Source organism: Specibacter sp. NPDC057265, assembly GCF_042668835.1.
GTDB lineage: Bacteria > Actinomycetota > Actinomycetes > Actinomycetales > Micrococcaceae > Specibacter.
This window is the reverse complement of record NZ_JBHUYE010000008.1, coordinates 63125-88044: the sequence shown is the minus strand read 5'-3', so window position 1 is coordinate 88044 and position 24920 is coordinate 63125. Positions and strand designations below refer to the sequence as shown.

The 24920-nt window shown below is 63.7% G+C and carries 26 protein-coding genes and 1 pseudogene; 16 read left to right on the top strand and 11 right to left on the bottom strand.

Annotation, left to right across the window (positions count from 1 at the left end):
- Nucleotides 1-42 precede the first annotated feature (42 nt).
- The 4 genes and pseudogenes from ACFUCV_RS08115 to ACFUCV_RS08100 all read right to left on the bottom strand — a co-directional run bounded on the left by ACFUCV_RS08115 (nucleotide 43) and on the right by ACFUCV_RS08100 (nucleotide 3777).
- Complete coding sequence (locus ACFUCV_RS08115; protein WP_380814375.1) at nucleotides 43-672, bottom strand: malonic semialdehyde reductase; 630 nt, start codon at nucleotides 670-672, stop codon at nucleotides 43-45.
- A 317-nt stretch (nucleotides 673-989) separates the two neighbouring features.
- A pseudogene (locus ACFUCV_RS08110) lies at nucleotides 990-2082 on the bottom strand (IS701 family transposase).
- Nucleotides 2083-2229: 147 nt separating this feature from the next.
- Nucleotides 2230-3225: a magnesium/cobalt transporter CorA gene (gene corA / locus ACFUCV_RS08105; protein WP_380814373.1), complete on the bottom strand. Its 996-nt coding sequence runs from the start codon at nucleotides 3223-3225 to the stop codon at nucleotides 2230-2232.
- A 36-nt stretch (nucleotides 3226-3261) separates the two neighbouring features.
- The gene (locus ACFUCV_RS08100; RefSeq protein WP_380814370.1) at nucleotides 3262-3777 is read right to left on the bottom strand and encodes an Lrp/AsnC family transcriptional regulator; all 516 of its coding nucleotides are present in this window, start codon (nucleotides 3775-3777) and stop codon (nucleotides 3262-3264) included.
- Nucleotides 3778-3914: 137 nt separating this feature from the next.
- On the opposite strand from ACFUCV_RS08100, the gene ACFUCV_RS08095 reads away from it, so the two are divergent.
- Nucleotides 3915-4829: an N-acetylglucosamine kinase gene (locus tag ACFUCV_RS08095; protein WP_380814368.1), complete on the top strand. Its 915-nt coding sequence runs from the start codon at nucleotides 3915-3917 to the stop codon at nucleotides 4827-4829.
- Between the two features lie 34 nt (nucleotides 4830-4863).
- On the opposite strand, the gene ACFUCV_RS08090 is transcribed toward ACFUCV_RS08095, so the two are convergent.
- Complete coding sequence (locus tag ACFUCV_RS08090; RefSeq protein ID WP_380814366.1) at nucleotides 4864-5886, bottom strand: LacI family DNA-binding transcriptional regulator; 1023 nt, start codon at nucleotides 5884-5886, stop codon at nucleotides 4864-4866.
- 206 nt (nucleotides 5887-6092) lie between these two features.
- Between ACFUCV_RS08090 and ACFUCV_RS08085 the strand changes: the two genes are divergently transcribed.
- From ACFUCV_RS08085 to ACFUCV_RS08070, 4 genes are all read left to right on the top strand, one after another.
- Nucleotides 6093-7958, top strand: coding sequence for a beta-galactosidase family protein (locus ACFUCV_RS08085; protein WP_380814494.1), 1866 nt, complete (start codon nucleotides 6093-6095; stop codon nucleotides 7956-7958).
- Nucleotides 7959-8025: 67 nt separating this feature from the next.
- Nucleotides 8026-8985 carry a glycine betaine ABC transporter substrate-binding protein gene (locus ACFUCV_RS08080; RefSeq protein WP_380814364.1) on the top strand — a complete coding sequence of 320 codons (960 nt, stop codon included), beginning with the start codon at nucleotides 8026-8028 and terminating at the stop codon, nucleotides 8983-8985.
- A gap of 66 nt (nucleotides 8986-9051) precedes the next feature.
- Nucleotides 9052-10269, top strand: coding sequence for a pyridoxal phosphate-dependent aminotransferase (locus ACFUCV_RS08075; protein ID WP_380814361.1), 1218 nt, complete (start codon nucleotides 9052-9054; stop codon nucleotides 10267-10269).
- Between the two features lie 15 nt (nucleotides 10270-10284).
- Nucleotides 10285-11139: a PPK2 family polyphosphate kinase gene (locus ACFUCV_RS08070; protein WP_380814358.1), complete on the top strand. Its 855-nt coding sequence runs from the start codon at nucleotides 10285-10287 to the stop codon at nucleotides 11137-11139.
- Nucleotides 11140-11180: 41 nt separating this feature from the next.
- On the opposite strand, the gene ACFUCV_RS08065 is transcribed toward ACFUCV_RS08070, so the two are convergent.
- Both ACFUCV_RS08065 and xseA read right to left on the bottom strand, forming a co-directional pair.
- Nucleotides 11181-11435: an exodeoxyribonuclease VII small subunit gene (locus ACFUCV_RS08065; protein WP_380814355.1), complete on the bottom strand. Its 255-nt coding sequence runs from the start codon at nucleotides 11433-11435 to the stop codon at nucleotides 11181-11183.
- Nucleotides 11432-12730 carry an exodeoxyribonuclease VII large subunit gene (gene xseA / locus ACFUCV_RS08060; RefSeq protein WP_380814353.1) on the bottom strand — a complete coding sequence of 433 codons (1299 nt, stop codon included), beginning with the start codon at nucleotides 12728-12730 and terminating at the stop codon, nucleotides 11432-11434. Before xseA ends, ACFUCV_RS08065 begins: the two co-directional genes overlap by 4 nt.
- 169 nt (nucleotides 12731-12899) lie before the next feature.
- Here xseA and ACFUCV_RS08055 point away from each other — a divergent pair, with 169 nt between their 5' ends.
- From ACFUCV_RS08055 to ACFUCV_RS08035, 5 genes are all read left to right on the top strand, one after another.
- Nucleotides 12900-13733 carry a hypothetical protein gene (locus ACFUCV_RS08055; protein WP_380814351.1) on the top strand — a complete coding sequence of 278 codons (834 nt, stop codon included), beginning with the start codon at nucleotides 12900-12902 and terminating at the stop codon, nucleotides 13731-13733.
- A 9-nt stretch (nucleotides 13734-13742) separates the two neighbouring features.
- Entirely contained in the window at nucleotides 13743-14828 is a 1086-nt protein-coding gene (locus tag ACFUCV_RS08050) for a 4-hydroxy-3-methylbut-2-enyl diphosphate reductase (protein ID WP_380814349.1), read from the top strand.
- Nucleotides 14829-14948: 120 nt separating this feature from the next.
- A complete protein-coding gene (ychF, locus tag ACFUCV_RS08045; protein ID WP_380814347.1) occupies nucleotides 14949-16034 on the top strand; it encodes a redox-regulated ATPase YchF in 1086 nt (361 codons plus the stop codon).
- 218 nt (nucleotides 16035-16252) lie between these two features.
- Nucleotides 16253-16504 (top strand): type II toxin-antitoxin system Phd/YefM family antitoxin, encoded by a 252-nt coding sequence (locus ACFUCV_RS08040; RefSeq protein ID WP_380814344.1) that lies wholly within the window; start codon nucleotides 16253-16255, stop codon nucleotides 16502-16504.
- Nucleotides 16505-16759, top strand: a complete 255-nt coding sequence (locus ACFUCV_RS08035) for a Txe/YoeB family addiction module toxin (RefSeq protein WP_380814342.1) — start codon at nucleotides 16505-16507, stop codon at nucleotides 16757-16759.
- A gap of 19 nt (nucleotides 16760-16778) precedes the next feature.
- Here the strand turns inward: ACFUCV_RS08035 and ACFUCV_RS08030 are convergent, their stop codons facing one another.
- The 4 genes from ACFUCV_RS08030 to ACFUCV_RS08015 all read right to left on the bottom strand — a co-directional run bounded on the left by ACFUCV_RS08030 (nucleotide 16779) and on the right by ACFUCV_RS08015 (nucleotide 19622).
- Nucleotides 16779-17546, bottom strand: a complete 768-nt coding sequence (locus tag ACFUCV_RS08030) for an SCO1664 family protein (protein WP_380814339.1) — start codon at nucleotides 17544-17546, stop codon at nucleotides 16779-16781.
- Nucleotides 17546-18106, bottom strand: a complete 561-nt coding sequence (locus tag ACFUCV_RS08025) for a DUF3090 domain-containing protein (RefSeq protein WP_380814337.1) — start codon at nucleotides 18104-18106, stop codon at nucleotides 17546-17548. Before ACFUCV_RS08025 ends, ACFUCV_RS08030 begins: the two co-directional genes overlap by 1 nt.
- 24 nt (nucleotides 18107-18130) lie before the next feature.
- The gene (locus ACFUCV_RS08020) at nucleotides 18131-18823 is read right to left on the bottom strand and encodes an MSMEG_4193 family putative phosphomutase (RefSeq protein ID WP_380814334.1); all 693 of its coding nucleotides are present in this window, start codon (nucleotides 18821-18823) and stop codon (nucleotides 18131-18133) included.
- Nucleotides 18824-19037: 214 nt separating this feature from the next.
- Entirely contained in the window at nucleotides 19038-19622 is a 585-nt protein-coding gene (locus ACFUCV_RS08015; RefSeq protein ID WP_380814332.1) for a DapH/DapD/GlmU-related protein, read from the bottom strand.
- Between the two features lie 53 nt (nucleotides 19623-19675).
- On the opposite strand from ACFUCV_RS08015, the gene ACFUCV_RS08010 reads away from it, so the two are divergent.
- The 6 genes from ACFUCV_RS08010 (at nucleotide 19676) to ACFUCV_RS07985 (ending at nucleotide 24862) form a co-directional block, all read left to right on the top strand.
- Nucleotides 19676-20305 carry a hypothetical protein gene (locus ACFUCV_RS08010; RefSeq protein WP_380814330.1) on the top strand — a complete coding sequence of 210 codons (630 nt, stop codon included), beginning with the start codon at nucleotides 19676-19678 and terminating at the stop codon, nucleotides 20303-20305.
- 141 nt (nucleotides 20306-20446) lie between these two features.
- Entirely contained in the window at nucleotides 20447-20866 is a 420-nt protein-coding gene (locus ACFUCV_RS08005) for a substrate-binding domain-containing protein (RefSeq protein ID WP_380814328.1), read from the top strand.
- Nucleotides 20867-21007: 141 nt separating this feature from the next.
- Nucleotides 21008-22255 (top strand): flavin monoamine oxidase family protein, encoded by a 1248-nt coding sequence (locus tag ACFUCV_RS08000; protein WP_380814325.1) that lies wholly within the window; start codon nucleotides 21008-21010, stop codon nucleotides 22253-22255.
- 368 nt (nucleotides 22256-22623) lie between these two features.
- Nucleotides 22624-23376 (top strand): glycosyltransferase, encoded by a 753-nt coding sequence (locus tag ACFUCV_RS07995; RefSeq protein WP_380814323.1) that lies wholly within the window; start codon nucleotides 22624-22626, stop codon nucleotides 23374-23376.
- Nucleotides 23373-24257 (top strand): endonuclease/exonuclease/phosphatase family protein, encoded by an 885-nt coding sequence (locus ACFUCV_RS07990; RefSeq protein ID WP_380814320.1) that lies wholly within the window; start codon nucleotides 23373-23375, stop codon nucleotides 24255-24257. The genes ACFUCV_RS07995 and ACFUCV_RS07990 overlap by 4 nt, the downstream gene beginning before the upstream one ends.
- A complete protein-coding gene (locus ACFUCV_RS07985; protein WP_380814318.1) occupies nucleotides 24254-24862 on the top strand; it encodes a hypothetical protein in 609 nt (202 codons plus the stop codon). Before ACFUCV_RS07990 ends, ACFUCV_RS07985 begins: the two co-directional genes overlap by 4 nt.
- Nucleotides 24863-24920: the final 58 nt, after the last annotated feature.

Here is a 24920-nt window from a genome sequence, read left to right as displayed (position 1 = left end):
GCCCGGGGAGCGTCTTTTCCTGCCCAGGCGGGGGCCGGAACGTTACAGGGTTGCGGTGGCGGCGTCGAAGTCCAGGCGCGGGAGGCGCGCGCGGCCGCTTTCGCCGTCGGGCTTGCCCAAGTTGACCACCATGAAAGCCGTCAGGGGCGTGCCGGCGTGGAATTCAGCGGTGAGGGCCGGGGCATCGAAGCCTGTCATGGGTCCGGCGGCCAGTCCTGCCGCACGGGCGGCCAGAATGAAGTAGCCGGCCTGCAAATGGGCGTTGGTCAAGGCCATGTGGTTGCGGGTGTCGGGATCGGCTTCAAAGACCGGGGCCAGGCCACTCATGTGTGGGGTGGTGGTTTCCAGCAGCTGGTGCCATTCGTTGGTGTAGCTGAGCACCGCCACCAGGGGGGCCGTGAGGGTCTTGTCCTTGTTGCCGTCGTTCATGTGCTTTACCAGGCGCTCCCGGGCCTCGGGCGAGCGGACCCAGGTGATGCGCAGGGGCTGGATGTTCATGGCCGTGGGGCCCATCTTGGTCAGCGTGTAAATGGCTTCCAAGGTGCCGTCGGCAATTTCCTCCGCGGACCAGCTGTTGGCTGTGCGTGCCTGCAGGAACAGGGCGTTGGCGGCCTCGCCATCCAGCACCAAGGCGTCGTTGAGGGTGTCTTCGGGGGCAATGTCAATGCTCATGGGCACGGCTTTCTGTTGGCAGTGTGGAGACCTTCCACAGGTCACAGCGTCCGTGCCGGGCACTATGTTTCCCCGCTGATGGTGATTTTGACCACATTGGCCAAGCTGTGGCCTTTGCCCCGGTGGGCGGCGCGCGCCAATGCCTAGTACTACAGTCGTGTTTGTAGGGTGTGGCCGCGGGCTTTGTAATGGCATTGTTGGGCGGGGTATTGGTGTCGTCGTAGCCAAAGTGACCAGCGGATCGCGTGGTGTGGGTCCGGTTCCCGGTGCCAGATGATTCCGGGTGATGAGGCGCCTAATTTCGGGCAGCGACAGTCTTACCAGGTGCTTGGAGTCTGGGTGCGGGCCCCCTTTTTAGAGCGGATGACGCTCAGGAATGCGTGGGCGAACATGGAAAGGGTGATATGCCGATACCAGCTGCGTGTATTGGCGCACCTGGTAGTGGTCAAGGCCGGTTTCTCCTTTGGAGGTTTGGAAAGTTTCCTCGATGGCCTACCGGGCTCCGGTGACGCGGGCCAACTCGATCACGGTGACGTTTTCTGGGGTGTGGCAGATGAAGTAGGCCAGGTCGGTCGGGTCTTTTAGGGAGCGGCGTGCCAGCAGCCAGTGCTCGCCCGTTTCGGCGGGACCGTTGATGCGGATCCTGGCCCAGGCGTAGAGCCGTTCGTCCTTGGTTCCGATGCCGGCGGTGCGGGTGCGCCAGGCACGCCTGTCCAGGGCGGCGAAGAACTCATCGGCACGGTCGTCCCCGCCCACTGAACCACGCACCCAGGCGATGACACGCTGGTTCATAGGTACCGCCATGACGTAGTGCATGCTCCGGGCTTCCAAGCGGCGGCGCAGCCCGGCATGTTGGCCGTAGACAGCGTCCCCGGTGGTCCATTCGGCCTCAATGCCAGCATCTAGGGCGCGCTCGATCATGTCAGCGGCGAGGACGGGCTTGGTGGCCATGACTCGCTCTTCCGGGATACCCGCGCGCTTGCAACGCGCCGCGTCATCCATCCAGGCCTTGGGCAGGTACAGCTCCCGATCCAGAAACGTCCTCCCTGCCGGTGAAACGTAGGACAGGAACACCCCGATTTGGCAGTTCTCCACCCTCCCGGCGGTGCCCGAGTACTGCCGCGCAACCCCGGCCGAAGCGGTTCCCTTTTTCAAGAAACCGGTCTCATCAATCGCCAAAATGCCCTTCGAGTCGCCCAAGTGCTTTTTCACGTAGACGAACAAAGCATCACGGACCTTGTCCGGGTCCCAATCGGTCGTCGAGAGCAAGCGCTGCATCCCATCCGGCGTGCCCTGCCCAGCGCGCTCCGAAAGGGTCCAAGAGTTCTTCCGCTCCTCATTCGAAAGCAGCCCGCGAATATAGTTCACGGCGTTGTTCCGCGGCTCCGTCCGGGCGAACTCACCCCCCAATCAACTCCAGGACTTCCTCCAGGCCATCAGCCCATTCCCGTATCTCTGCCACCCAAATATCATCACTCACCCACCATGATTAACAGGATTCTCGCCCCAAGTCCGATTAAACCGCCGACACGACCAGAAACAAACGCGGCTGTAGTACTAGAGCCAGGACTTGCGCTTAAAGATCCAATACATGCCCAGGCCCACCAGGCCCATCAAGCCCAGCGCGAAAGGGTAGCCAAAAGACCAATGCAGTTCAGGCATGTGCTCAAAGTTCATGCCGTAGATGGTGCCCACGAACGAGGGTGCGAACAAGATGGCGGCCCAGGAAGAGATCTTTTTCATTTGCTCGCTCTCTGCCACATTTGCCTCGTTTTGGCGGTTCGAGGTCAAGGTGCCGTCCACCGTCATGGCGTTTTGCAGCAGCTGCCGGAAGGAATCGGCGCGGGCTGTGACAATGTTGACGTGGTCCTCCACATCACGCAAATAACGCTGCTGCTCCTTGTCCACCCCGTACTTTTCAAAGCCGCCCTTGAGTTGTTCCAGCATGCCCTGCAAAGGGTGGATGGCGCGCTGGAACTGGATCACCTCACGTGCCAGCTGATAAATGCGCCGGGAAACATGCGGGTCGCCGGCAAACAGTTGGTCCTCAATTTCATCAATGTCGTTTTCCAGTCCATTCACCACCGGCTGGTAGTCATCCACCACCTGGTCCAAAATGGCGTACAAAACCGCCTCCGGACCCAACGCCAGCATTTGGGGTTCCCCTTCCAGGCGGGCACGGACCCGGGCAAGGTCGGGGGTCTCGGCGTGCCGGATGGTGATCACAAAATCCCTGCCGGTGAAAACATGCAGTTCCCCAAACTCGACGCTTTCGCTCTCGTCGAGGTATTTGGCCGGCCGCAGCACTGTGAAGAGGACGTCGTCGTACCTTTCCAGCTTGGGCCGCTGGTGCGCCTTGATGGTGTCCTCAACCGCCAGCACATGCAGGGAAAATTCCGCCGCCAACTGCTTCATTTCAGTGGCGTCGGGCCGGAACATGCCAATCCACGCCATTCCGTCGCACGAGTCCCTCAGCTCAAAAGTCTGGTCAAGGTTTTGGGGAGTGGCAAAGCGCAATCCGTCCACATATACGGCGTTATCAATGATGGTCACCGATCCATTATGGTGCCCGGCGCCCAAAATCGCAGCTTAATCCAGCGGGCCCGTGTGCCCGGGAATGTGCTTGAACACCAGGGTGGTTTCCGTATGCCCCACCACCGGATCGGTGGTCAAATTGTCCAGCACCCAGTCACGCAGGGCATCGGTGTCACGCACCGCAATGTGCAGCAGGTAATCCACCGACCCGGAGGTGTGGAAGGTGGAGAGCACCTCCGGCAACAGGGGGACGCGGGAGGTGAAGGTGTCGATTTGGTCCCGGTCGTGCGCGCGCAGCCGCACGGCAATGAGCGCCTGCACCGCCCGGCCAATGGAGGCCAGGTTCAGTTTGGCCTCGAACCCTTCAATGGCTCCACGCTCCATCAGTGAGCGGGTGCGCATCAGCGCGGTTGAAGGGGCTATGCCCACCGCGTCGGCAAGATCCCTGTTGGTGATGCGGGCATCGGCCACCAGGGTGTCAATGATTTGGCGGTCGACTGCGTCCAGCAGCTCTGGGGCAAAACTTCCGTGCACGGGGTCCCGTCGAACGTTCTTCGCCGATGCTGCCATGGTTCCTCCGTGATTTTGCGTGATGTCCGATGGTTGGCCGTTGCAAACTGCCACTAGTTCGTGGATTTGGCCAATTTCCGAACATTCTACGCCCCTGCAGCGTCCTGGTGCGGCGTTGTTGGCATTAGTCTGGGCAGGTGGAACACACTACCCTTACCCCGCAGCTGCTTCCGGCGCGCTTTGTGGGCCTTGACATTGGCGGCTCCAAAACGCGCGGCATGGTCTGGACTTCCGGATCCGTCACCGGTGATGCCACGGTGGGCAGCACCAATGTGCAAAACGTGAGCGCGGCGGTGGCTGCCGAAAACCTGGCCGCCCTGTTTGCGGCTTTGGACTGTGCCGGTGCCGTGGAGGTGTTTGTGGGTGCCGGAGGCATTGACACCGACGACGACGCCGCCGCACTCCGGCGCTTGATCTCTCCCCTGGTGCCGGGGGCGCAGGTGACGGTGGTCCATGACACGCGCCTGCTGCTGGCGGCTGCCGGCTACACGGAAGGCACTGCAGTCATTGCCGGAACGGGGTCCGCCGCCTGGGGGATCAATGCGGCGGGGGAGCAGGCCAGGGCCGGGGGATGGGGCTACCTGCTCGGCGATGAGGGCAGCGGCTATTGGCTGGGCCGGGAGGCTGTGCGCCACAGCCTGCGCCGCATGGATGCCGGCAACGCCGTGGATACCTTGACGTCCGAGCTGCTGCGCCACTGCGAGTTGCGGGTGCCCGGTGAGCTCATTGCGCATTTCCATGGCGGTACCTCGCGCCGTTACTGGGCGGCGGCGTCCGCGGTGGTCGTGGCGGCCGCCGATGCCGGCCATGCCCCGGCCCGTGCAATGCTGGACCGGGCCGCGGACTCTCTGGCGGAGCTTGCCGAAGCTGTGGCGGTACAGCTGCAGCTGTCGGCGCCGGTCGTTCTGGGTGGCGGGCTGGGCAGCAATGTCCCGGCATTGCAGGACGCGTTCACCAAAGCCCTGGCAGAGCGTGGGATGCATCAAGTCCACATTCTCCGGCAGGATCCCATTTTGGGCATTCCGTTGCTGGTGGCCGGGCGGGGGCATTGATTCCCGCCGGTCCAGGCAGGGAATCAATGCCGGTCTAGGGCGCGGACGGCGGGGGAGCTGTGCTGGCGCGGACCACGAGCTTGGGCGCCCGCAGCTCGGTGGTGGTGGCCAGTTCCGGGTGGACAATATTGGCCACGAGGCGCTGCACGGCGCGCCGGCCCGTGTCCTCAAAGGATTGCCGCACGGTGGTCAACGGCGGTGTGGAAAAAGCTGCCAAATCAATGTCATCAAAGCCCACCACCGACACATCCTCCGGCACGCGCCGGCCACATTCATCCAGCGCCCGCAGCACGCCAAAGGCCATCTCGTCGCTGCCCACCACAATGGCAGTGACTTCTTCCATCCGGCCCAGGATCATGCCGTTGCGGTACCCGGATTCGGGGCTCCAGTCGCCCTGCAGCTCCGGCGGGACCTCGCGGCCGGCTTCCTGCAGGGTGCGCCGCCAACTGGCCAGGCGGCTGGCCGCGTCGGACCATTCCCGCGGACCGGAAATGTGCCAGACCGTTTTATGGCCCAGATCCAGCAGATGTTGGGTTGCCAGGACCGCGGAGACATCCTGGTCCACGCCCACTTGGCGGTCCCCCGGGATGGCGGAACCGTCAGTGTTCACCGTGGGGATCCGTGCGGTGATCCGCTGCACTTGCTCGGCCGCATCCAGCAGCGGCGCAGCAATGATGATGCCATCCACGCCCTGGTAGACCAGACGGCTGACGGCGTCGGTCAAGCCCTGCGCGGAAAGGTCCGCCGTCACCGAGTTCACCGTGTATCCCGCCTCCCGGGCCCCGAGTTCCACGCCCAGGGCCAGGGATGAGCGGGAGTAGTTGTTTGTTGCCAGCGTCAGGACCCCAATGGTTTTGGAACGCCCCGTGACCAGCGCGCGGGCCGTGTGGCTGCGGCGGTAGCCCAGGTCTTCAACTGCCGCCAGTACGCGGCGGCGGGTGCTTTCCTGGACATTCGGGTGCTCGTTCAGGACGCGGGAGACCGTCTGGGCCGAGACGCCGGCAGCTGCCGCCACATCACGCATTGCCGGGCCGCGGGTGTATTGCTGCGAGCTCATTGCTTTCCTAGGGGTGGGACAACTCATGCGTCAGGCAACGCAATGCTGCCTAAATTCTACGGCCCGCACCCGCACCCGGCCCCGGGCGCGCCTGGAAATCCCCCCAGCGGGCCATCCTCCCTGACATCAGGCTCTAATGACGTTACGCTTGTTATCCATAACAAGATCATCTGAAGATTCCCGCCCCTCAAGGAGTTAAGTTGAACGTGCCAGCGTCCGGGGCAGCTGCGCCCCCAGCCATTCCGGCCCAGCCACAGCCCGCGGCTGCCGGTGCCGCCTTGAGCTATGCCGACCGTCAGCTTTTCCGCCACGGCACCGGGCACCGCATCATTGCCGGTGCCCTCCATTACTTCCGCATCCATCCGGACCAGTGGCAGGACCGCATTGAACGCCTGGTGGCGTTGGGTGTGAATACCCTGGACAGCTATGTGGCGTGGAACTTCCACCAGCCCTCCGCCCACGCGGCCCCGGATTTCTCCGGGTGGAAGGATTTGGCCCGTTTCATCACCATGGCAGGTGAGGCCGGGCTGGACGTCATTGTCCGTCCGGGGCCGTACATTTGCGCTGAATGGGACAATGGTGGATTCCCTGCCTGGGCCACATCCACACCGAATGTGGTATTGCGCTCCTCCGATCCGCTGTTCACCTCGATGGTGGCCAACTGGTTTGATGCCTTGATGCCCGTCCTGGCGCCGCTGCAGGCCTGCCACGGCGGACCCATTGTGGCTGTGCAGGTGGAGAATGAATATGGCAGCTACGGCGACGACCAAAATTATCTGCACTGGAACCGGCAGGCGCTGCGGGACCGGGGCATCAGCGAAATGCTGTTCACCGCCGACGGCGGCACCGACTACTTCCTTGACGGCGGCGCCCTGCCCGATACCTGGGCGGCAGCAACCCTGGGATCCCGCGGCGCGGAAGCGAACAGCGTGTGGGAACGCAGGCGCCCGGGTGAACCCTTTTTCACTGTGGAATTCTGGAATGGTTGGTTTGACCACTGGGGTGAGGACCACCACACGCGCGGCGCTGCGGACGCGGCGGCCGAGGTCAGGCAGATCCTGGACGTGGGTGGCTCCATTTGCCTCTACATGGCCCACGGCGGCACCAACTTCGGCCTGGCTTCGGGAGCGAACCATGATGGAGGCATCCAAGCCACGGTCACCAGCTACGACTCCGACGCACCCATTGCCGAAGACGGCCGTTTGACTCCGAAGTTCCACGCCCTGCGCCAGGAGTTCTTTGCCGCCTCGGGCCGGGAACCGGTGCCGGTGCCGGACCACCTTGTCCGGCCCGCACCCGTCCTTCCGGCCGCGGACTTTGAGCTAAAGCCCGGCACGCCCCTGCTTGATTTTGCCAGGGCCGCGGCAGCTGTGCCCAGTATCAAACCGCTCTCCTTTGAACAACTGGGGCTCGACCGCGGCCTGGTGCATTACAGCGCCCGCGCGGTGCTTCCGCGCGGGCGCTCCGTCCTGAAAATCCGTGGCCTCCACGACCGTGCCTACATTTGGATTGACGGCGCCTTCGCCGGGATCCTCAGCGATGCCGACGGTGCGCAGGGGCTGCCACTCAATGGCGCCGGTGGGCTGAGCAGCTTGGAAATCCTGGTTGAAAACCAGGGCCGGATTAATTACGGACCCCACTTTGGCGAGGGCAAGGGCATCCTCGACGGCGTCCTGATCAACCAGCGCTACGTTTTCCATTGGGAGCAGCGCGCCATTGACCTGGAGCTGCCACTGGAACAACTGCTGGAACTGGGCAGCCCGGGCGCAGGGGTTTCCCGGGAACAAGCCGCCGGTTGGTACCACGGCGTGGTGGATGTTGCGGCGGCGGCGGACAGCCACCTGGCCCTTCCCGGCTTTGGCAAGGGAATGGTGTGGCTCAACGGCTTCCTGCTGGGACGCTTTTGGGAGATTGGGCCCCAAACCACCCTGTACATGCCCAAACCACTGTTTAAAACAGGCCTGAACCACCTCACAGTGTTGGAGCTTGTTCGTGGCGGCTGCCACGGAGAGCTCCGCGAAGCAGCCAATCTGGGCCAGGCCAAGGTAACCTATGTGGAGGATTTAGGCTAAGCCGCCACAGCCGTCCCGGCATCTTGCCGGGGTTAAAAGCGGCTTCAATCACCTAGGAGAGTTCAGAGTGCGCCGGAAGTTCATTGCCGCATTCTCCCTCGGTGCGCTGTTGATGGTGGGGACCGGGTGCACCCCCGAGCCCATCGTGGCAATCCCCAGCCTGTCCAACACCATTGGGGAAATCCCACTCCAGGTCGCCGCGGCCGAGGTGCCCGCGGGGGTGGACACGCAGGAGGGCGTGCTCGTTGCCCAGCTGTACGTGGCCGCGCTGAACGCCGCCGGTGCCACGGCTCAAGTGCATGAAGGGGCCGGCACAGCACGCGGTGCCGTTTCCGAGGTGGCGGCAGGCACCGTTGACATTGCCCCGGTTTTCTCCCGGCAGGCCATGGACGGATCCTTGCCCGGGGTCTGGACCAAGGATTCGGCGCAGGTCTTGTCGGCGCTGAAGGAATCCCTGCCGGCCGGGGTTGAGCTCTTGGATCCCGTGAAGGCCCAGGACAAGACCAACGTGGTGGTGACGGCGGTTACAGCGGAAAAGTACCGGCTTAAAACCATGGCCGATCTGGCCGGCACCTGCGCGAAGGTGGATATGGGAGGTTCGGCGGCATTCCGCAGCCACCCCCGGGGCCTTGCCGCCCTAAGCAGCGATTACAACTGTGTGCCCAGGCAATTCAAGGAACTGACCCCCTCGGTGGGCTATTCGGCGCAGAGCACCCTGTGGGCGCTGCTTCGAGATGACATTCAGCTGGCCACCCTGCACAATTCCTCACCCGCCATTGCCGACAACGCCCTCGTAGTGCTGGGTGATCCCCAAGACGCCTTCCCTGCCCAGGATCTGGTGCCTGTGGTGTCCACGGCACGGGTCACCGATGAAGTCCAGGCAGTGGTGGACAAGGTCAGTGGCGCCCTCACCGAAGGTGAAATGGCCAATTTGAACCGCTTGGCACAGGACCGCCATTTCGGCACCATGGCCGCGGCGGCCGAGGCATGGCTGGTTCAAAAAGGACTAATCGAAACCCGCTCCTAGCCTCTGGCGGGGCCTTGTCGGCACGTTGGCACGGCATCACCGGGGTCAATGTGCGATATTGGGTGCATGGCAGAATTCACGCAGTCCACCAAGCTCCATAATGTCCTTTACGACATCCGCGGACCGCTCCTGCAGCGGGCCCAGCAGATGGAGGCCGAAGGCCACCGGATACTCAAGCTCAACATTGGGAACCCGGCGCCTTTTGGCTTTGAAGCGCCGGACGCGATCCTGGTGGATATGATCCGGCACCTGCCCCACGCCCAGGGCTACACGGATTCGCGCGGAATTTTCTCGGCCCGCACAGCAGTGGTGCAGTATTACCAGACCCGCGGCATCCAAAACATCGACGTCGACGACGTCTACCTGGGCAACGGCGTGAGCGAACTCATCACCTTGTCCCTCATGGCGCTGCTGAACAATGGCGACGAGGTGCTCATCCCCACCCCCGACTACCCGCTGTGGACGGCGTCGGTGAGCCTGGCAGGTGGCCGCCCGGTGCATTACCTCTGCGATGAAGACCAGCAGTGGTGGCCGGACCTGGAGGATTTGGCGGCCAAAATCACCCCCCGCACCAAGGGCCTGGTGATCATCAATCCCAACAATCCCACCGGAGCCGTGTACCCGGCACATATTGTCCAGGGCATGGTGGATCTGGCGCGCAAACACGGTTTGGTGGTCTTCTCCGATGAAATCTACGAGAAAATCCTCTATGACGACGCCGAGCACATCAACACGGCCAGCATCACGGGCGAGGACGTGCTGTGCATGACCTTCAGCGGCTTGTCCAAGGCCTACCGCATTTGTGGGTTCCGTTCGGGATGGCTGGCCATTTCCGGACCCAAATCCCGTGCCGCCGACTACCTTGAGGGCATTAATTTGCTGGCCAGCATGCGCCTTTGTGCCAATGCCCCCGGCCAACACGCCATCCAGACGGCTTTGGGCGGGCATCAGAGCATTGAGGACCTGATTTTGCCCGGTGGGCGTCTGCGCGATCAACGCGACCTGGCCTACCGGATGCTCAATGACATTCCCGGCGTGAGCACCAACCAGGCCAAAGGTGCGCTGTACCTGTTCCCCAAACTTGATCCGGAAATGTACCCCATCAAGGATGATGAGAAGTTTGCCCTGGATTTGTTGCAGTCCCAGAAGATTTTGGTCTCCCATGGCCGTGCCTTCAATTGGATCCGCCCTGACCACTTCCGTCTTGTCACCTTGCCCAACCTTTTGGACCTGGAAGAGGCCATTGGCCGCATTGCCGAATTTTTGAGCACCTACAAGCCCTAGGAAAGGTCCACCACCATGGCGCTGCCCTTCGAATTCACCGGTCACCCGGCCCAACTGCTGCGCGTGGGGCCCGGTTTCTCCCTGGCCGCCCAACCATGCCATGCAGCTCCCGGCTTCGCGGGCAAAAAGGCTGCCGGTGCGGCCGCCCTGGCCGCGCGTGCTCCGCTTTTGGCGCAGCTGCAGGAACAGCTTTTCGCGGAAAGCCGCTTCGGCGGGAAGCGCTCGCTGTTGTTGATCCTGCAGGCCATGGACACTGCCGGCAAGGGTGGCATTGTTTCCCACGTGGTGGGTTTGGTGGATCCCCAGGGAGTCCAGCTGACCTCGTTCAAGGCCCCCAGCGAGGAGGAGAAGGCGCATGACTTCCTCTGGCGCGTGCGCCCCGCAGCGCCACGCCCGGGCATGTTGGGTGTCTTTGACAGGTCCCACTATGAGGACGTGTTGATCCACCGGGTCCATGGCTGGGCCGATGGCCCTGAACTGGACAGGCGCTACGAGGCCATCAACGCCTTTGAAGCTGAACTGGCGGAGGCGGGGACCACCATTGTCAAGATCATGCTCAACATCAGCCCGGAGGAGCAGCTTGAACGCTTGACGTCCCGGCTGCACGACCCCACCAAATATTGGAAGTACAGTCCCACCGATCTGGACGAACGTGCGTTCTGGCCCGCCTACATGGAGTCCTACCAGCGCGTCTTTGACAAAACCTCCACCGGGCATGCGCCGTGGTATGTGGTGCCGGCGGACAAGAAGTGGTACGCCCGCCTGGCCGTGCAGGAAATCCTGATCCACGCCCTGGAGTCGTTAAAGCTGCAGTGGCCCTCGGGTGACTTCGATTTGGCCCGGGAACGGTTACGGCTCAGCAAGGCTTGAGGCACGCCGGAACCGGCGCGGCACGGCGTTGTTCGGCAGGGTTATGCGTCGTTGGATTTGTCGGCGCGGGCAGCATCAAGACGTGCTTTGGCGCCCTGCAGCCACTCTTCGCAGCGCCGGGCGAGGGCTTCGCCGCGCTCCCAGAGAGCCAGGGACTGCTCCAGACTGGAGCTGCCGGCCTCAAGCTGGTTCACCACCGCCATGAGTTGTTCCCGTGCTTGTTCGTAGCTCAGGGCCGCCACATCTTCAGGGTCCGCTGCCTTTGACTTGGCCTGGACTTGCTGGGTTTCACTCATTGGAGATCCTTTGCTGGTGCTGTTTGAACGGTTTGGCTGTCGGTGGCTGTTGCTTCTTGGGCGGCGGCGACCGCTGCCAGGGTTCCGGCCGCCACCCGGATGGCCAGGGGTGTCCCCGCTGGTGCCTGCGCTGGATCCCGCACAATGCTTTTATCCGCCAACTGCACCACTGAATAGCCCCTGTCGAGGGTTTTTTGCGGGGATAGCGCGCGCACCTGGGCCCGGAGGTGCTGCAGCTGGTCACCATGGCGCCGGACCTGGGTCAGCACCGCATTCTGGGCGCGGGCGCCCAAGGCGGTGACGTCGTCATGCCGGACGGTGATCATCACTGCCGGGTTGGCCAGGACGGGGCGGGACCGCAAATGGATCAGACGCTCAGCCTCGCGGCCCAAAAGATCCTCAATGCGCCGGTTCAGCTGGGTGCGTGCCTGCTCCACCCGGCGCAGTTCCTCGCTCACGTCCGGAACGATGCGTTTGGCGGCGTCCGTGGGGGTGGACGCACGCAGGTCGGCAACCTCATCAAGAAGCGGACGGTCGGCCTCATGGCCAATGGCGGAAACAACCGGAGTCGTGGCGGCGGACACCGCGCGGACCAGCTGCTCGTGGCTGAACGGCAGCAGGTCCTCCAGTGAGCCGCCGCCGCGGGCTATGACAATCACATCAACCTGCGGGTCGGCATCCAGCTCGGCCAAGGCGGCCAGGACGCCGCTGACGGCGTTGACTCCCTGGACGGGGACTTCCCGCACCTCGAACTCCACGGCAGGCCACCGCAGGGAGGCGTTGCGGGTGACGTCCTTCATGGCGTCGGAGTTGCGCCCGGTAATCAACCCAATTTTGTGCGGCAGCAGCGGCAGACGCTTCTTGCGGCGCACATCGAAGAGGCCCTCGGCAGCCAGTGCCTGACGCAGCTGTTCAATGCGGGCCAGCAGATCACCTGCGCCCACCGGGCGAATGTCCTGCCCCTGCATGGACAGCCGGCCGGTTTTCAGCCAAAAGTCCGGCTTCAGCTGGGCCACCACGCGGGATCCACGTTCCAACGGCACCTCCAGCCGGCCCAGGACCGAACCCCACACCGTGACACTGAGGGACACTTCCGCATCGACGTCGCGCAGGGTCAGGTAGCTGACATTGGCCCGCTTGTTCAACTCAATGATCTGCGCCTCCACCCAGGCCGGCGGGGCCTTTTCAATGTGGGATTTGAGCTTTTGGCTCAACAGCTGCAGCGGCCAAGGATTATCCGGGGAGGTTTCCGCCGCCGTGGGCGGAAGGACTTTCCGTTCCGGGGTTTCCGTCATGGTAAGAATCGCCGTCCTTGTAACTCGGTGCCGTGCCTGATGCCGGACGTTGTGCCTGGAGCCTGTGCCAATAACTCTATCCGCACGCACTGACACGGACGGTTTGTTCTCCACAGCGGTGTACTAAAGTTGGGATCCATTGCACGCCGCTCTACGTCTGGGGTCACTTATGCGCACTGCCGCTTCCGCCTTGCTGGTCATCATTGCGCTCCTGGTGGCAGCTGTTGCCGGTCCATCGCTGTGGCTGCAGCGCAACATCATTGATGAGGCAGGCTTTGCCAAACTGGCCGGACCGCTGGGCGGCAATGCTGAATTCCAAGGCGGGCTGACGGAACTTGTCTCCTCGCGGGCCACCGCGGCCCTGAATCTGACCCCGCCCTTCAGCGACCTTGCCGCATCACTGGTCACCTCGGCCGCGCAGCAGATCTACACCGATCCGGCCTACGAACCAGCGTGGACCCAGACCCTGGAACGCAGCCACCGCCTGACCTTTGCGGCAGCGGAAACTTCCGGCACCGCAGCGGACGTGAAACTGGACATTGCCCCCATTGTGGGCATGGTGATTGGGAACGTGAGCGAACAGGTGGGCATTCCCGTACCCCTGCCGCCGGAATTGGTGGTTGACGTGGAACAGCCGGAACTGGCGCGGCTTCTGCCGGCGGCAACCACGCTGGGTGGTTGGGGCCCGTGGTTGGCGGGCATCGCCGTTGCACTCATCGTGCTGGCGCTGGTGGTGGCCAAGCGGCGGGCCGCGACCACAATTTTTCTTGGGGTGGGACTTGCCGTGGTGGCCCTGGGCTGGTGGCTGGCCGCAGGGATGGTGCAGACCGGGCTGCGGCAGCAAATGGCGGGCCCGGCGGCCATTGAAACCCTGGGTGTGGAGCTCGGCGCCCTGGCCGGGGAAAGCTGGCAAAAAGGTATCACAGCCACCTTCATCGTGGCCGCCGTGCTGCTTGTCGCCGGTGTTGTAGCTCTCATGGTGGGGAACAGGCGCACCACGTAAGATGGGAGCATGAGTGCCTCCGCTGTTTCCCTCGCCATGCCCGTGGTTCCGCGCCGTCGCAGGACGCCCGAAGAGGTCGCTGCCGCAGCACCCGTCACCGGAGAAAAGAAGGTCCTGCTCGCCGCGCCGCGGGGCTATTGCGCCGGCGTCGACCGGGCGGTCATTGCTGTGGAAAAGGCCTTGGAGCACCACGGCGCTCCCGTCTACGTGCGCAAGCAGATTGTCCATAACGTGCATGTGGTGTCGTCGCTGGAAGCGCAGGGCGCCATCTTTGTGGAGGAAAATGAGGAAGTCCCCGAGGGTGAGCTCGTGGTGTTCTCCGCCCACGGTGTTTCCCCCGCCGTGGTGCAGTCCGCCGCCGACCGGAATCTACGCACCATTGACGCCACCTGCCCGCTGGTGACAAAGGTCCACAAGGAAGCCGTCCGCTTCGCCAAAGCCAACAACCACATCCTGCTCATTGGCCATGAGGGCCATGAGGAAGTTGAGGGAACCTATGGCGAGGCTCCCGAAAGCACCACCATTGTGAACAATCCGGAGGAAGCGCGCACGGTGCAGGTGGCGGATCCGGATAACTTGATATGGCTCTCACAGACCACCTTGTCGGTGGATGAAGCCATGGAAATTGTGGAGATCCTGCGCGAGCGTTTCCCCAAGCTCCAAAACCCGCCCAGCGACGACATTTGCTATGCCACCACCAACCGCCAGGTGGCCATTAAAAAGATTGCCCCGCAGGCTGACCTGGTCATTGTGGTTGGCTCCGCCAACTCCTCCAACTCCGTGCGTCTGGTGGAAGTGGCCCTGGAATACGGCGCCAAGGCTTCCTACCGGGTGGACTTCGCCAATGAAATCGACGAGTCCTGGTTTGAGGGCATGGCCACCGTGGGTGTCACCAGCGGAGCCTCCGTGCCGGAAGTCCTGGTGCAGGACGTCTTGCGCCTGTTGGCCGACTACGGCTACGGGGACGTGGAGGAAGTTGTCACGGCCGAGGAAGACATCCTCTTCTCCCTGCCGAAGGAACTGCGCGCCACCATGAAGGCCGCCGGAGACAGCTCCAACGGCCTCGGTGGCCACGGAAAGCGCCCCGTCAGCTAGTTTTTGCCGGGTGCGGGGCCCACTCCCACGTGGCGGAAATTCTTAGCCGCCACCTGGCAGTTGGCCCCGCATTCGGTGCAAATAAGGCGAAACGGGGCCCTGCCGGTAGAATCACATACCGTGGCTCTTACTATTGGCATCGTCGGACTGCCCAACGTCGGCAAATCAACCCTTTTCAACGCACTGACACGCAACAACGTGCTCGCAGCGAACTACCCGTTCGCCACGATCGAGCCCAATGTTGGCGTGGTCAGCCTGCCCGATCCCCGGCTGGCCCAACTGGCCAAAGTGTTTGGATCAGCGCGCATCCTGCCCGCAACCGTTTCCTTCGTGGACATTGCCGGGATCGTCAAGGGCGCCTCGGAAGGTGAAGGGCTGGGTAACAAGTTCCTTGCCAACATCCGCGAGGCGGAGGCCATTGCGCAGGTCATCCGCGTGTTCGACGACCCCGATGTCATCCACGTCGACGGCAAGGTTGATCCCCGCTCCGACATGGAGACCATCAACACCGAGCTGATCCTTGCGGACATGCAGACCATTGAAAAGGCCGTTCCCCGTCTGGAAAAGGCTGTCAAGCTCAAGCAGCGTGAAGCGGCGGAGTTGAACGCCGTGCAGGCGGCTTTGACTGTGTTGGAGCGTGGCGACACCATTTTCTCCTCCATCAAAAGCGACAAGCTGGAGATGGAGCACTTGAAGGAACTGAGCCTGCTGACGGCCAAGCCCTTCATTTACGTGTTCAACGTGGACGACTCCATCCTGGGCAACCCGGAGCGCCAGGCGGAACTGCGCGAACTCGTGGCACCCGCGGACGCCATCTTCCTGGACGCCAAGCTGGAATCCGATCTGGTGGAACTGGATGAGGAGGAAGCCCGCGAGATGCTGGAAATGAACGGCCAAGAGGAGTCCGGCCTGGACCAGCTGGCCCGCGTTGGCTTCCACACCCTGGGCCTGCAGACCTACCTCACCGCCGGTCCCAAGGAAACACGCGCGTGGACCATCCACCGTGGCGACACCGCGCCCCAAGCCGCCGGCGTCATCCACACCGACTTCCAGCGCGGCTTCATCAAGGCCGAAGTGGTCCACTTCGACGACCTCATCGAGGCCGGTTCCATGTCCGAGGCCAAGGCCAAGGGCAAGGTCCGCATTGAAGGCAAGGAATACGTCATGCACGACGGCGACGTGGTGGAGTTCCGCTTCAACGTCTAGAAACCGCTTCTGATCAAGATCAAGTCCTGCCCCTTGGGCATGTTGAACGCCTCACGGAACCTGGTTCCGTGAGGCGTTTGAATTTTATGGAGTGGGAATAAAGCCGTGTCATCTTTATGGGCAATTTTGACGGCTGTCGACGAAAGCGCACGAGACTGCTGATCGACTGACTGGTACCATAAAGTGGTACGGCTAAATCAAACGTGAAGGAGTGGCTGATGTCCATCAGCGCCAGTGAGGCCCGGAAAACATTGTTTCCGCTTATTGAGCAGGTCAATGACGACCGCACTGCCATTGAGATTGTCTCCCGCAAGGGGAACGCCGTTCTCATGCCGGCCGACGAATATGCGGCGTGGCAGGAGACTGCTTATTTGTTCCGTTCCCCTACCAACGCCCGGCGGCTGATCGATGCCTACGAGCGGGCCGCCGCCGGTGGAACCCAGACGCATGAACTTGATCGGGAGGAGTGAGTGCGCCTCGCTTGGGATGAGTCGGCCTGGGAAGACTACAAGCACTGGCAAACGGCTGATCGCCGGATCCTCAAGCGGATCAATACACTTCTGGACGCCTGCCTTCGTGATCCCTTTGCCGGCATAGGCAAGCCCGAGCAGCTGAAGTACGGTGCGCCAGGTGCGTGGTCCCGGCGTATTACCGAAGAGCACCGGCTCGTGTATTTGGTCGACGGCGATGACCTGGTCGTTCTTCAGGCGCGCTACCACTACTAAACCCCTGCTCCGGCAATTCCTAGAACAGCGGCCAGGGCACCGCTGACATCTCACCGCTTGGGGCCGGGAACCGGCCGGCGGAGAGCAGACGGGAGCAGCGCACGGCCAGGGAAGCAATTTCCTCGGCCGTCAGCAGCTCCGCCAAGGCCTCGCCCAATTCACCATCAAGGGCCGTGCGGACACGGTCAATGCCCGCAAGCTCCTCCGCAGTGAAGGCTTCGCCCAGCCATCCCCACAGCACCGTGCGCAGCTTGTGGTCCTGGTGGAAGGTGAGGCCGTGATCCACGCCGTGCCGGTGTCCGCCGGCCATGGCCAGGATGTGGTCGCCTTTGCGGTCGGCATTGTTCACGACGGCGTCGAACACGGCCATGCGCCGCAGCGCCGGCGAGTCCTCGTGCACCAGGGCAACCGTCCGCCCGCTTCCATCTCGGCCTTCAAGTACCTGCTTCCAGCCGGTGTCCGGCACCTCATCGGCTGGAATCAAGTCCACGGCGTCCTGCCCGGGATCCTCCTCCTGCCAGAGCTGCACCATGCCTTCGCCCAGCGGACCGCCGCGCAGCCAGGTGCGGGGCACCACGTCCCAACCAAAGACCTCCGAGACCAGGAACGCGGCCACTTCCCGCTGCGCCAGCGTGCCGTGCGGGAAGTCCCACAGCGGGCTTTCCCCGGCAATGGGCTTGTAGACCACCGTGACGTCGCCGATGCTGCCCAAAAACGTGGCGTTGGAAGCCGTGGTGATGCGGCCGGTGAGGTCCAGCTGCGCGGTCACCAGCTCCGGCGTCGGCATCAGGACTCAGGAATGGTGCAGCTGTGTCCGTCGGCGTCCACGGGATAGCCGCAGAGCGGGCACGTGGGGCGCCCGGCACCCACAACCTCGCGGGTGCGCATGGCGAAGGCGCGGGCGGTGCCCACCGGCATGCTCACACGCAGCATTTCGGAATCGTCGTCCGTATCCTCGAGAAATGCGTTGTCATCGGCGTCGGGATCAAGATCCTCTTCAGCCAGGGGGTGGGCCTCAATGACGATCTGGGCGGTGGTGGGGTCCCACCCCAGGCTCATGGTGCCCGTGCGGAACTGCTCCTGGACGGCCTCAAGGGGCTCGTTGTCCACCAGTTCCAAAGGGGTGCCCGTGGGAATGCTGAAGGGGTTACCGTCCACGGTGATGAGCTGGTCCAGGATCTCGTCGATCTTCTCCGCAAGCAGGGTCGACTGCTGCTTCTCCAGGGCAATGCTCACCAGCGCCTTCCCCGCACGCACCTGAAGGTAAAAGGTGCGCGCCCCCGGAACGCCAATGGTGCCAATGACCACCCGGTCGGGCCAAACAAATTCGTGAACACGTGTAGGCATGTCAGTATTCTAGGCCCATCGGCTTCATGGTGCCTGCTGGCCTGCGCCGCCACCCACCGGGGCATCCCCCGCTTGGATGCCGTTGGCCAACCAGGACAGATCACCGGCGTCGGTGTTGCTCGCGTGGACGCTGGGCCGGCCGGCCCCATAGCGCACGATCGAGATGGAGGCAGGGCCCACATTGATGCGCTGGAACAGGTCAAGGTGCATGCCGAGCGCGTCGGCAAGGACCGATTTAATGATGTCGCCATGGCTCACCGCCACCCACACGGCCCCTGGCCCATGCTCGGCCTCAAATGCCGCATCATGACGCCGGACCGCCGCCACGGAGCGGGCCGCCATGGCGGCCAGGGATTCACCGCCGGGAAAGACGACGGCGGACGGCTGCGACTGCACGGCAGGCCATAGGGCCTCGGTCATCAGCTCATTGAGCAGGCGGCCCTGCCACTGGCCGTAATCGCACTCGGTGAGATCGGGGTCAAGGGGTGCGTGCGGAGTGCCGGACTGGCGGTCCAGGATGAACTGGGCGGTCTGCCGGCAACGCTCAAGGGGGCTAGACACCACCCCCGCCAGGGGCACCGCCGCGAGCCGGACGCCGGTGGCGGCCGCCTGCTCCCGGCCCACCTGGTCCAGGCTGACGCCGTCGGCCCGGCCGGCCAAAACTCCGCTTGCATTGGCTGTGGTGCGGCCGTGCCGCACGAGGATAACTGTTGCCATCCACCCAGCCTAGCCACCTGCAGGCGGTCCCGCGCCCAGGTGCGGGCCGGCGGCCCAGCTGGAAGCGGCGTGAGGGCCCAAAGCAGCTGGTGAGTGGCGCCCGCGGACTCGTGCCGACCAAATCAGAATCAAGGTTGGAAAGGGCGTTGACATTCGCAGGCTCGACAAGCTGATTGCCAACATCCTTCTTGCCTAGCGGTTGACGTACGGCGGGTCACCCTTCCGGAACCGTGCCCACCTGCTTTGCGGGGACGCCCACCACCACTGCCCCGGCAGGCACGTCCTTGGTGACCACGGCGCCGGCGCCCACCACCGCGCCGTCGCCAATGGCCACGCCCGGCAATATTGTCACATTGGCGCCAAACCACACACCGCGCCCAATCACCACGCGCGCCGGATGCATGTCGGCCCGCCTGCTGGGCACCATGTCATGGTTCAAGGTGGTGATCACGGCATTGTGGCCAATGAGCGAGCCGGCACCAATCTCAATGCCGCCCTGGTCCTGGAAGCGGCAGCCGCTGTTAATGAAAACGTCCTCGCCAAGGCTGATGTTTTTGCCAAAGTCGGCGCTAAAGGGCGGGAAGAGCGCAAAGGAATGGGGCACCGGGTGTCCCGTCAATTCACTGATCAAATCCCGCACCTCAGCGGGGCCGTGGTAGCTTCCGTTCAAGGTGGCGGTGATGCGCAGGGCCTCCTGGCTGGCTGCGTGCATGGCCCGGTGGTGCGGGGAGCCCCCGGGTATTGTCTGTCCGGCATTTAAGGCAGTCAGCAACTCTTCGAGACCGTCGATCGTGTTCATGCCCCCACGCTAACGCATGGGCCGGGCAGCCAATTGACGCATAGTCTAAAACCATGACCAAAGGTATGGAACCGGACATGACGATGACGGATGGCTGGGGTGGGCCGATGGTCGTGATCACCGACTGCCTGGAGGTCCTGCAAGCACTTGAAGGCGTCAAGGGCCGTCCAATTGCCTGGGCCGCGCTGGGTGCGCCTGTCATTGACCGTGGCGCCCATGCCATCTTTCCCCTTGCGGTGGCCGCGGTGCAGCCTGGCCGGGACGCGCAGGAATCGGCATCCTTGGCGGAGCTGGCGCGGAACCTTGAACTGCATTGCATACACTTCCACGGTGGAGACGGGTTCCATGCCGAGATGGCCCTCAAGGCGGACGCCGGCTACGGACGCAGGCTCGTTGAGACATCGGCGCTGCTGCGCACGCCAAGGTATTGGTGGGGGATAGGCCGCTTCGCGGTGGTGCTGGTGCATGCCGTGGAGCAGCGGGGGGAGTTTGAGTCGCTTGCCCTGCACGTCATCCCCAAAGACTGGGTCTGGCACTCGCCCATCACCCCGAGCACGAAGCGGGGGGCATCCCAGCTGCGCCGGATTGTCCGCGAACAGGAAAGCATTGGTGGAGCGGCCGACGTCCTCTGGTCGTGGCCATTGGAGAAGCAGGCGCAGGGAATGCCCCAGGGGAGCGCTTGAACACTGTGCTTTAGCGCCGGTGCCTTGCAGGGAAGGACACCTGGGTGAGGCTGAAACCTCAGCCAGGTGTCCATAGTCTGGGGCAGGGGAGCCAAGGGGCCTGCCCCTTGTCCGGGTCCTTTACTGTGCGGCAGGCTGCATATGAACCACGCGCACCTGGCCGGCCGGTACAGCCACGGTGCCGGCAACAGTTTCCCCGGTGAGCATTTCCCGCCCGTTGGCCTCCACCGTGGCGGCCTCTTCGGAGAAGCGCTGGTGGCCTACGGTGACTACAGCCGCGAACCCGCCTTGGACGCCGTCGCCGCCGGCAACGACCTCATGGCGCTTGGTGCCATGGATGTGTTGGCTGAGGCAGGGTTGGCCGTGCCCGGCGACGTTGCGGTGGCCGGTTTTGATGACATTGACCTTTCCGCGTCGTCGATTCCGGCATTGACCACTGTCCGGCAGCCCTTTGAGCGCATCAGCCGGGAAATGGTGCGGCTGCTGCTGGAGGTCATTGCCGGGCAGCGGCCGGCGGTCATCACCATGCCCACCGAGCTGATGGTCCGCCAGTCCACCTAGGCAAGGGGTTGCGGACCCGGAAACAGGACGGCGGGCCACAGTGTTTTTCAAACCGGCCGCCGACTTGACGGGCGGGCAGGCCTCGGCCAGGGCTACCATGGGTCACACGCCCAACCGCTGGAACCGAACAACTGGAGCCCCATGGAAAGCGATGTCATTGTCATTGGCGCGGGACTGGCCGGTCTGCAATGTGCCCGCAGGGTGCAGCGCAGCGGTTACGGTGTAGTGGTTTTGGAGTCCGCAGATGCCGTCGGAGGCCGCATCCGGACCGAGAACATTGACGGTTTCCTGTGCGACAGGGGTTTTCAGCTGCTTAATCCGGCCTACCCGGCGGTGCGCAGCTGGATTGATGTCGACAGCCTTGGTTTGCAAAAATTCGGCGCGGGCGTCGTTGTGCGCAGCGGCGACACCGCCACCACCCTGGCCCATCCGCTGAAACATCCACAGCACGCGCTGGAAACCCTGCGCAGTGAACTGACCCCGGCTTCGGAGCTGCTGGCCCTGGCCCGTTGGCTGGCACCGGCCTTCCTCCCGCTGCGAAGCCGCGGCCGCGATGAGTCCCTGCATGACTCCTTCGACGCAGCGGGCCTCAAAGGCAGGCTGCGCCGGGATGTGCTTGACCCCTTTCTCTCCGGTGTCCTTGCCAGCAGCAGGGGGGAAAGTTCAGCCCACTACGTACGTGATCTGGTGCGTTATTTTGCCCTCGGCACTCCGGGCCTGCCCCGTGCGGGCATGCAGGCGCTCCCGGAGCAACTGGCCAGCTGGCTGTTGGAACCAGTGCGCCTCAATACTGCGGCGCGTCAAGTGCGGCAGAACTCCGGCGGAGTCAGCGTGCTGACCGACCATGGTGAAGTCCGCGGCAGGGCCGCCGTCATCGCCGTCGGAGGGCATGATTTGCCACAAGTCACTGAACTACCGGCCGTGAAAAGCAACGGCCTGACCACGTGGTGGTTCCGTGCGCCCCATGAAGTGGCCGAATCCCCATTCATCATGCTGGATGCCACGGCCCCGGGCCAGGGAGCGGCCGGACCCATCTGGCATACGGCAGTGGTTTCCAGTGCGGCACCCAGCTATGCGCCCCGGGGCGAAATCCTGGTGGAGGCCACCACGCTGCTGGACCGGCCCGACGGGCTTGCAGAGGAAGGGCAGCTGCGACGGCAGTTGGCACGTCTTTACAAAACCTCGCCCAGCGGTTGGGAGGTACTGGCCCACCATGTTGTTCCCCACACGCTCCCTGAACAGCTGCCGCCGCTGAAGGATCGCCAACCACTGTGGACGGGGGAGCGGATCCTGCTGGCGGGTGACCACCGCCACACCGCTTCCATCCAGGGCGCGCTGGCCTCCGGGGACAGCAGCGGACGCGAAGTTGTGCAGCGGCTCAAACAATGACAGTACCTCGCGCCGGGGCACCGTTTAGCAAGGGTTCACGGAATGTTCATGGAGGCATGTCGGCGCTCCAAGATGCCCATTGGGCACGCCAAGGGCCGGTTTCAGTTCTCCGGCAAGTGTGCGGCCGGGGGTGGAATTGGACCTGCGGATCCGCACTCAACAGCTGTTCCGTGGCCAAAAGCTGCCGCGGACCGGGTGCAGAAACAACGCCTGCGCGGTGCTTCTGCACCCGGTCCGGCATGGCCCTGGAAAGGGCAGCTCCGGGCGTCGTCCACCTTTTGGTTCACGTGGCGCAAAGACGCTAGCCTAGGAGCAGCCGAAGCGAAAACGAGGGCCAGATGCATGTACACGGGGACGGCACACGCCCAGTGAACCACCAGGCACGCGTGTCGGTGGTCATTCCAGTGAAGAATGACAGTGCCGAACTGGCCAGATGCCTTGCCGCGCTCGCCCGGCAATCCAGGCCCGCGGATGAGCTCATAGTGGTTGACAACGGCTCAAGCGACGATTCGGCGCAGACTGCCGTCTGTGCCGGAGCAACTGTCATCAGCTGCCTGGCTCCCGGAATCCCGGCGGCAAGTTCCTGCGGCTACGACGCCGCCACCGGGGATCTCATCCTGCGCCTGGACGCCGACTGCGTCCCTGCCCCCTCCTGGATTGCCGAGGTGGTTTCCTCCTTCGAGACGCGCCCCGACGTGTCGGCCTTCAGCGGCTACGCCCGGTTCATTGACGGACCCAAACTGCTGCGCGCACCCCTGGCTGCCTTGTATTTGTTGGCCTACGTGCTCGCCACCGCGCCGGCCCTGGGGCATTGGCCTCTGTTTGGCTCCAACATGGCCATGCGCAGGGAAGCGTGGGACGCGGTGCGCGCCGCTGCCCACCGGGATGACCCTGAACTGCACGATGACATGGATTTGTCCTTCCACCTGGGCGAAGGCCACCGCATCCGCTACCTGAAAGGCGCCGCCATGGGCATGTCGATGCGCCCCTTCCACAGCGCAGCCGCCTTCCGGCGCCGCCTGGCACGCGGGTTCCGCACCGTCCTTGCCCACTGGCCACACGATTTCCCGCCCCGGCGATGGGGCCGCAGGATCAGCCGCGCTGCCGGACTGGGCCGTTGAGCGCCCACTGCGCATCCACTGGCGCAGCACCGGTGGAAGACGGGCTTCAAACGCCCCTTATTGGCCCCGTCAGTGGACCGGAACTGCACGTGATGAGTTGGAACATCCGGCGGAAAGTGCCCGAACGCACAGCACGTGCAGCCGACAGCTGGGAGGGCCGTGCCCCGCGGCTGCGGTCATTGCTGCGCACTGAACGGCCTTCCCTGCTGGGTGTGCAGGAGGCCTTGCCGGAGCAAAGCGAATTTGTGGCGGAATCAATGGGCTCGCGGTACCGGTCCGTGGGCCATGGACGCAATGCCGACGGCAGCGGGGAAGGCAGCCCGCTTTTCTATGATGAAAAGAGATTGGAGCTGCTGGACTGGGAGCAGCTGGCCCTTTCCAGCACGCCCAACCGCCTAGGTTCCAGATCCTGGGGCAATATGATTCCACGCATGCTCGTGACGGCAACCTTTCAGGACCGCGAGGGCCCGGCCCGGTTTTTGGTGGTCAATACCCACTTTGACCACATTTCACGCACTTCACGCGTCCACTCCGCGCAGGCCATTGGGCGGCTGGTCGCCCAGAAGGGCCTGCCGGCAGTGGTGATGGGCGACTTGAATGCCGGCGCCACCAGTGCGCCCCTGCGTGAGCTGCTCACTGCGGGGAGACTCGTGGATTCCTGGGCCGTGGCGGCGTCCCAGGAGAGCAAAGAATGGGGCACCTTTCCCAACTACCAGCAACCGCGGCTTGGCCGTAAACGCATTGACTGGATCCTCCTCACCCCTGAAGTCAGGGTCCTCAGGGCAGCCATCAATCCTCAAGGCTTTGCTGATGGCTGGGCCTCTGACCACCTCCCCGTGCAAAGCGTGCTGAGTTTCCCGGCCGCAGACGGGAACCCATGATAGGGAATTTTTTACGCCCGCCCCGGACCCCGGGCGAATACACGGCCGAGCTGTTGCGGATCATTGCCCTGCTGGGCGTCATGCTTGCCGCCGTTTTTTTGGCCTGGACCGACGCCGCCATCCTCGCCTTTGCGCTGCCGGCAGTGGTGGCACCCCGATTCTTAGGCATGCGTCTGTGGGCTGATCTGCTGTTCACCAGTACGGTGCTGCTTGCGGCAGGCAGCAACGTTTTTGACCTGTACACCCGCATTTCCTGGTGGGATGTGGTGGTGCACTTTGCCTGCACGGGTGTGCTGGCGGCCGGCTGCTACATCCTGCTGGCCGCCCTGCGCATAGTGCCGGACCCCCGCGCCGCTGACTTCACCCCCAGGGTGGGAATTGTCCTGACCACCACCGTGGGCCTGGCTCTTTGTGCCCTCTGGGAAATCGCGGAGTGGCTGGGTTACGTCTACATCAGCGATGAAATTTACATTGCCTATGTGGACACCATAGTCGACATGATCTTTGGGGCCCTGGGATCGCTGGTGGTGGGGTTCGCCGTGGCCTATCTGCCCTTGTACCGTGCCACGGCGGCCCGCCCTCTGGCTTCCCGGCCCCGCAACTAGGACCTTGGCAGCGTGCGGGATGCGTTTAGGATTGCCCGGTACAGTTAATGCCCTGCCA

Bases quoted from the DNA above. Each gene is read 5' to 3' on its own strand.
- ACFUCV_RS08115 (WP_380814375.1), bottom strand. From the start codon at position 672: ATGAGCATTGACATTGCCCCCGAAGACACCCTCAACGACGCCTTGGTG.
- ACFUCV_RS08100 (WP_380814370.1), bottom strand. From the start codon at position 3,777: ATGGCAGCATCGGCGAAGAACGTTCGACGGGACCCCGTGCACGGAAGT.
- ACFUCV_RS08090 (WP_380814366.1), bottom strand. From the start codon at position 5,886: ATGAGCTCGCAGCAATACACCCGCGGCCCGGCAATGCGTGATGTGGCG.
- ACFUCV_RS08075 (WP_380814361.1), top strand. From the start codon at position 9,052: ATGGCAGAATTCACGCAGTCCACCAAGCTCCATAATGTCCTTTACGAC.
- ACFUCV_RS08070 (WP_380814358.1), top strand. From the start codon at position 10,285: ATGGCGCTGCCCTTCGAATTCACCGGTCACCCGGCCCAACTGCTGCGC.
- ACFUCV_RS08065 (WP_380814355.1), bottom strand. From the start codon at position 11,435: ATGAGTGAAACCCAGCAAGTCCAGGCCAAGTCAAAGGCAGCGGACCCT.
- xseA (WP_380814353.1), bottom strand. From the start codon at position 12,730: ATGACGGAAACCCCGGAACGGAAAGTCCTTCCGCCCACGGCGGCGGAA.
- ACFUCV_RS08055 (WP_380814351.1), top strand. From the start codon at position 12,900: ATGCGCACTGCCGCTTCCGCCTTGCTGGTCATCATTGCGCTCCTGGTG.
- ACFUCV_RS08050 (WP_380814349.1), top strand. From the start codon at position 13,743: ATGAGTGCCTCCGCTGTTTCCCTCGCCATGCCCGTGGTTCCGCGCCGT.
- ACFUCV_RS08040 (WP_380814344.1), top strand. From the start codon at position 16,253: ATGTCCATCAGCGCCAGTGAGGCCCGGAAAACATTGTTTCCGCTTATT.
- ACFUCV_RS08030 (WP_380814339.1), bottom strand. From the start codon at position 17,546: ATGCCGACGCCGGAGCTGGTGACCGCGCAGCTGGACCTCACCGGCCGC.
- ACFUCV_RS08025 (WP_380814337.1), bottom strand. From the start codon at position 18,106: ATGCCTACACGTGTTCACGAATTTGTTTGGCCCGACCGGGTGGTCATT.
- ACFUCV_RS08020 (WP_380814334.1), bottom strand. From the start codon at position 18,823: ATGGCAACAGTTATCCTCGTGCGGCACGGCCGCACCACAGCCAATGCA.
- ACFUCV_RS08015 (WP_380814332.1), bottom strand. From the start codon at position 19,622: ATGAACACGATCGACGGTCTCGAAGAGTTGCTGACTGCCTTAAATGCC.
- ACFUCV_RS08010 (WP_380814330.1), top strand. From the start codon at position 19,676: ATGACCAAAGGTATGGAACCGGACATGACGATGACGGATGGCTGGGGT.
- ACFUCV_RS08005 (WP_380814328.1), top strand. From the start codon at position 20,447: ATGAACCACGCGCACCTGGCCGGCCGGTACAGCCACGGTGCCGGCAAC.
- ACFUCV_RS08000 (WP_380814325.1), top strand. From the start codon at position 21,008: ATGGAAAGCGATGTCATTGTCATTGGCGCGGGACTGGCCGGTCTGCAA.
- ACFUCV_RS07985 (WP_380814318.1), top strand. From the start codon at position 24,254: ATGATAGGGAATTTTTTACGCCCGCCCCGGACCCCGGGCGAATACACG.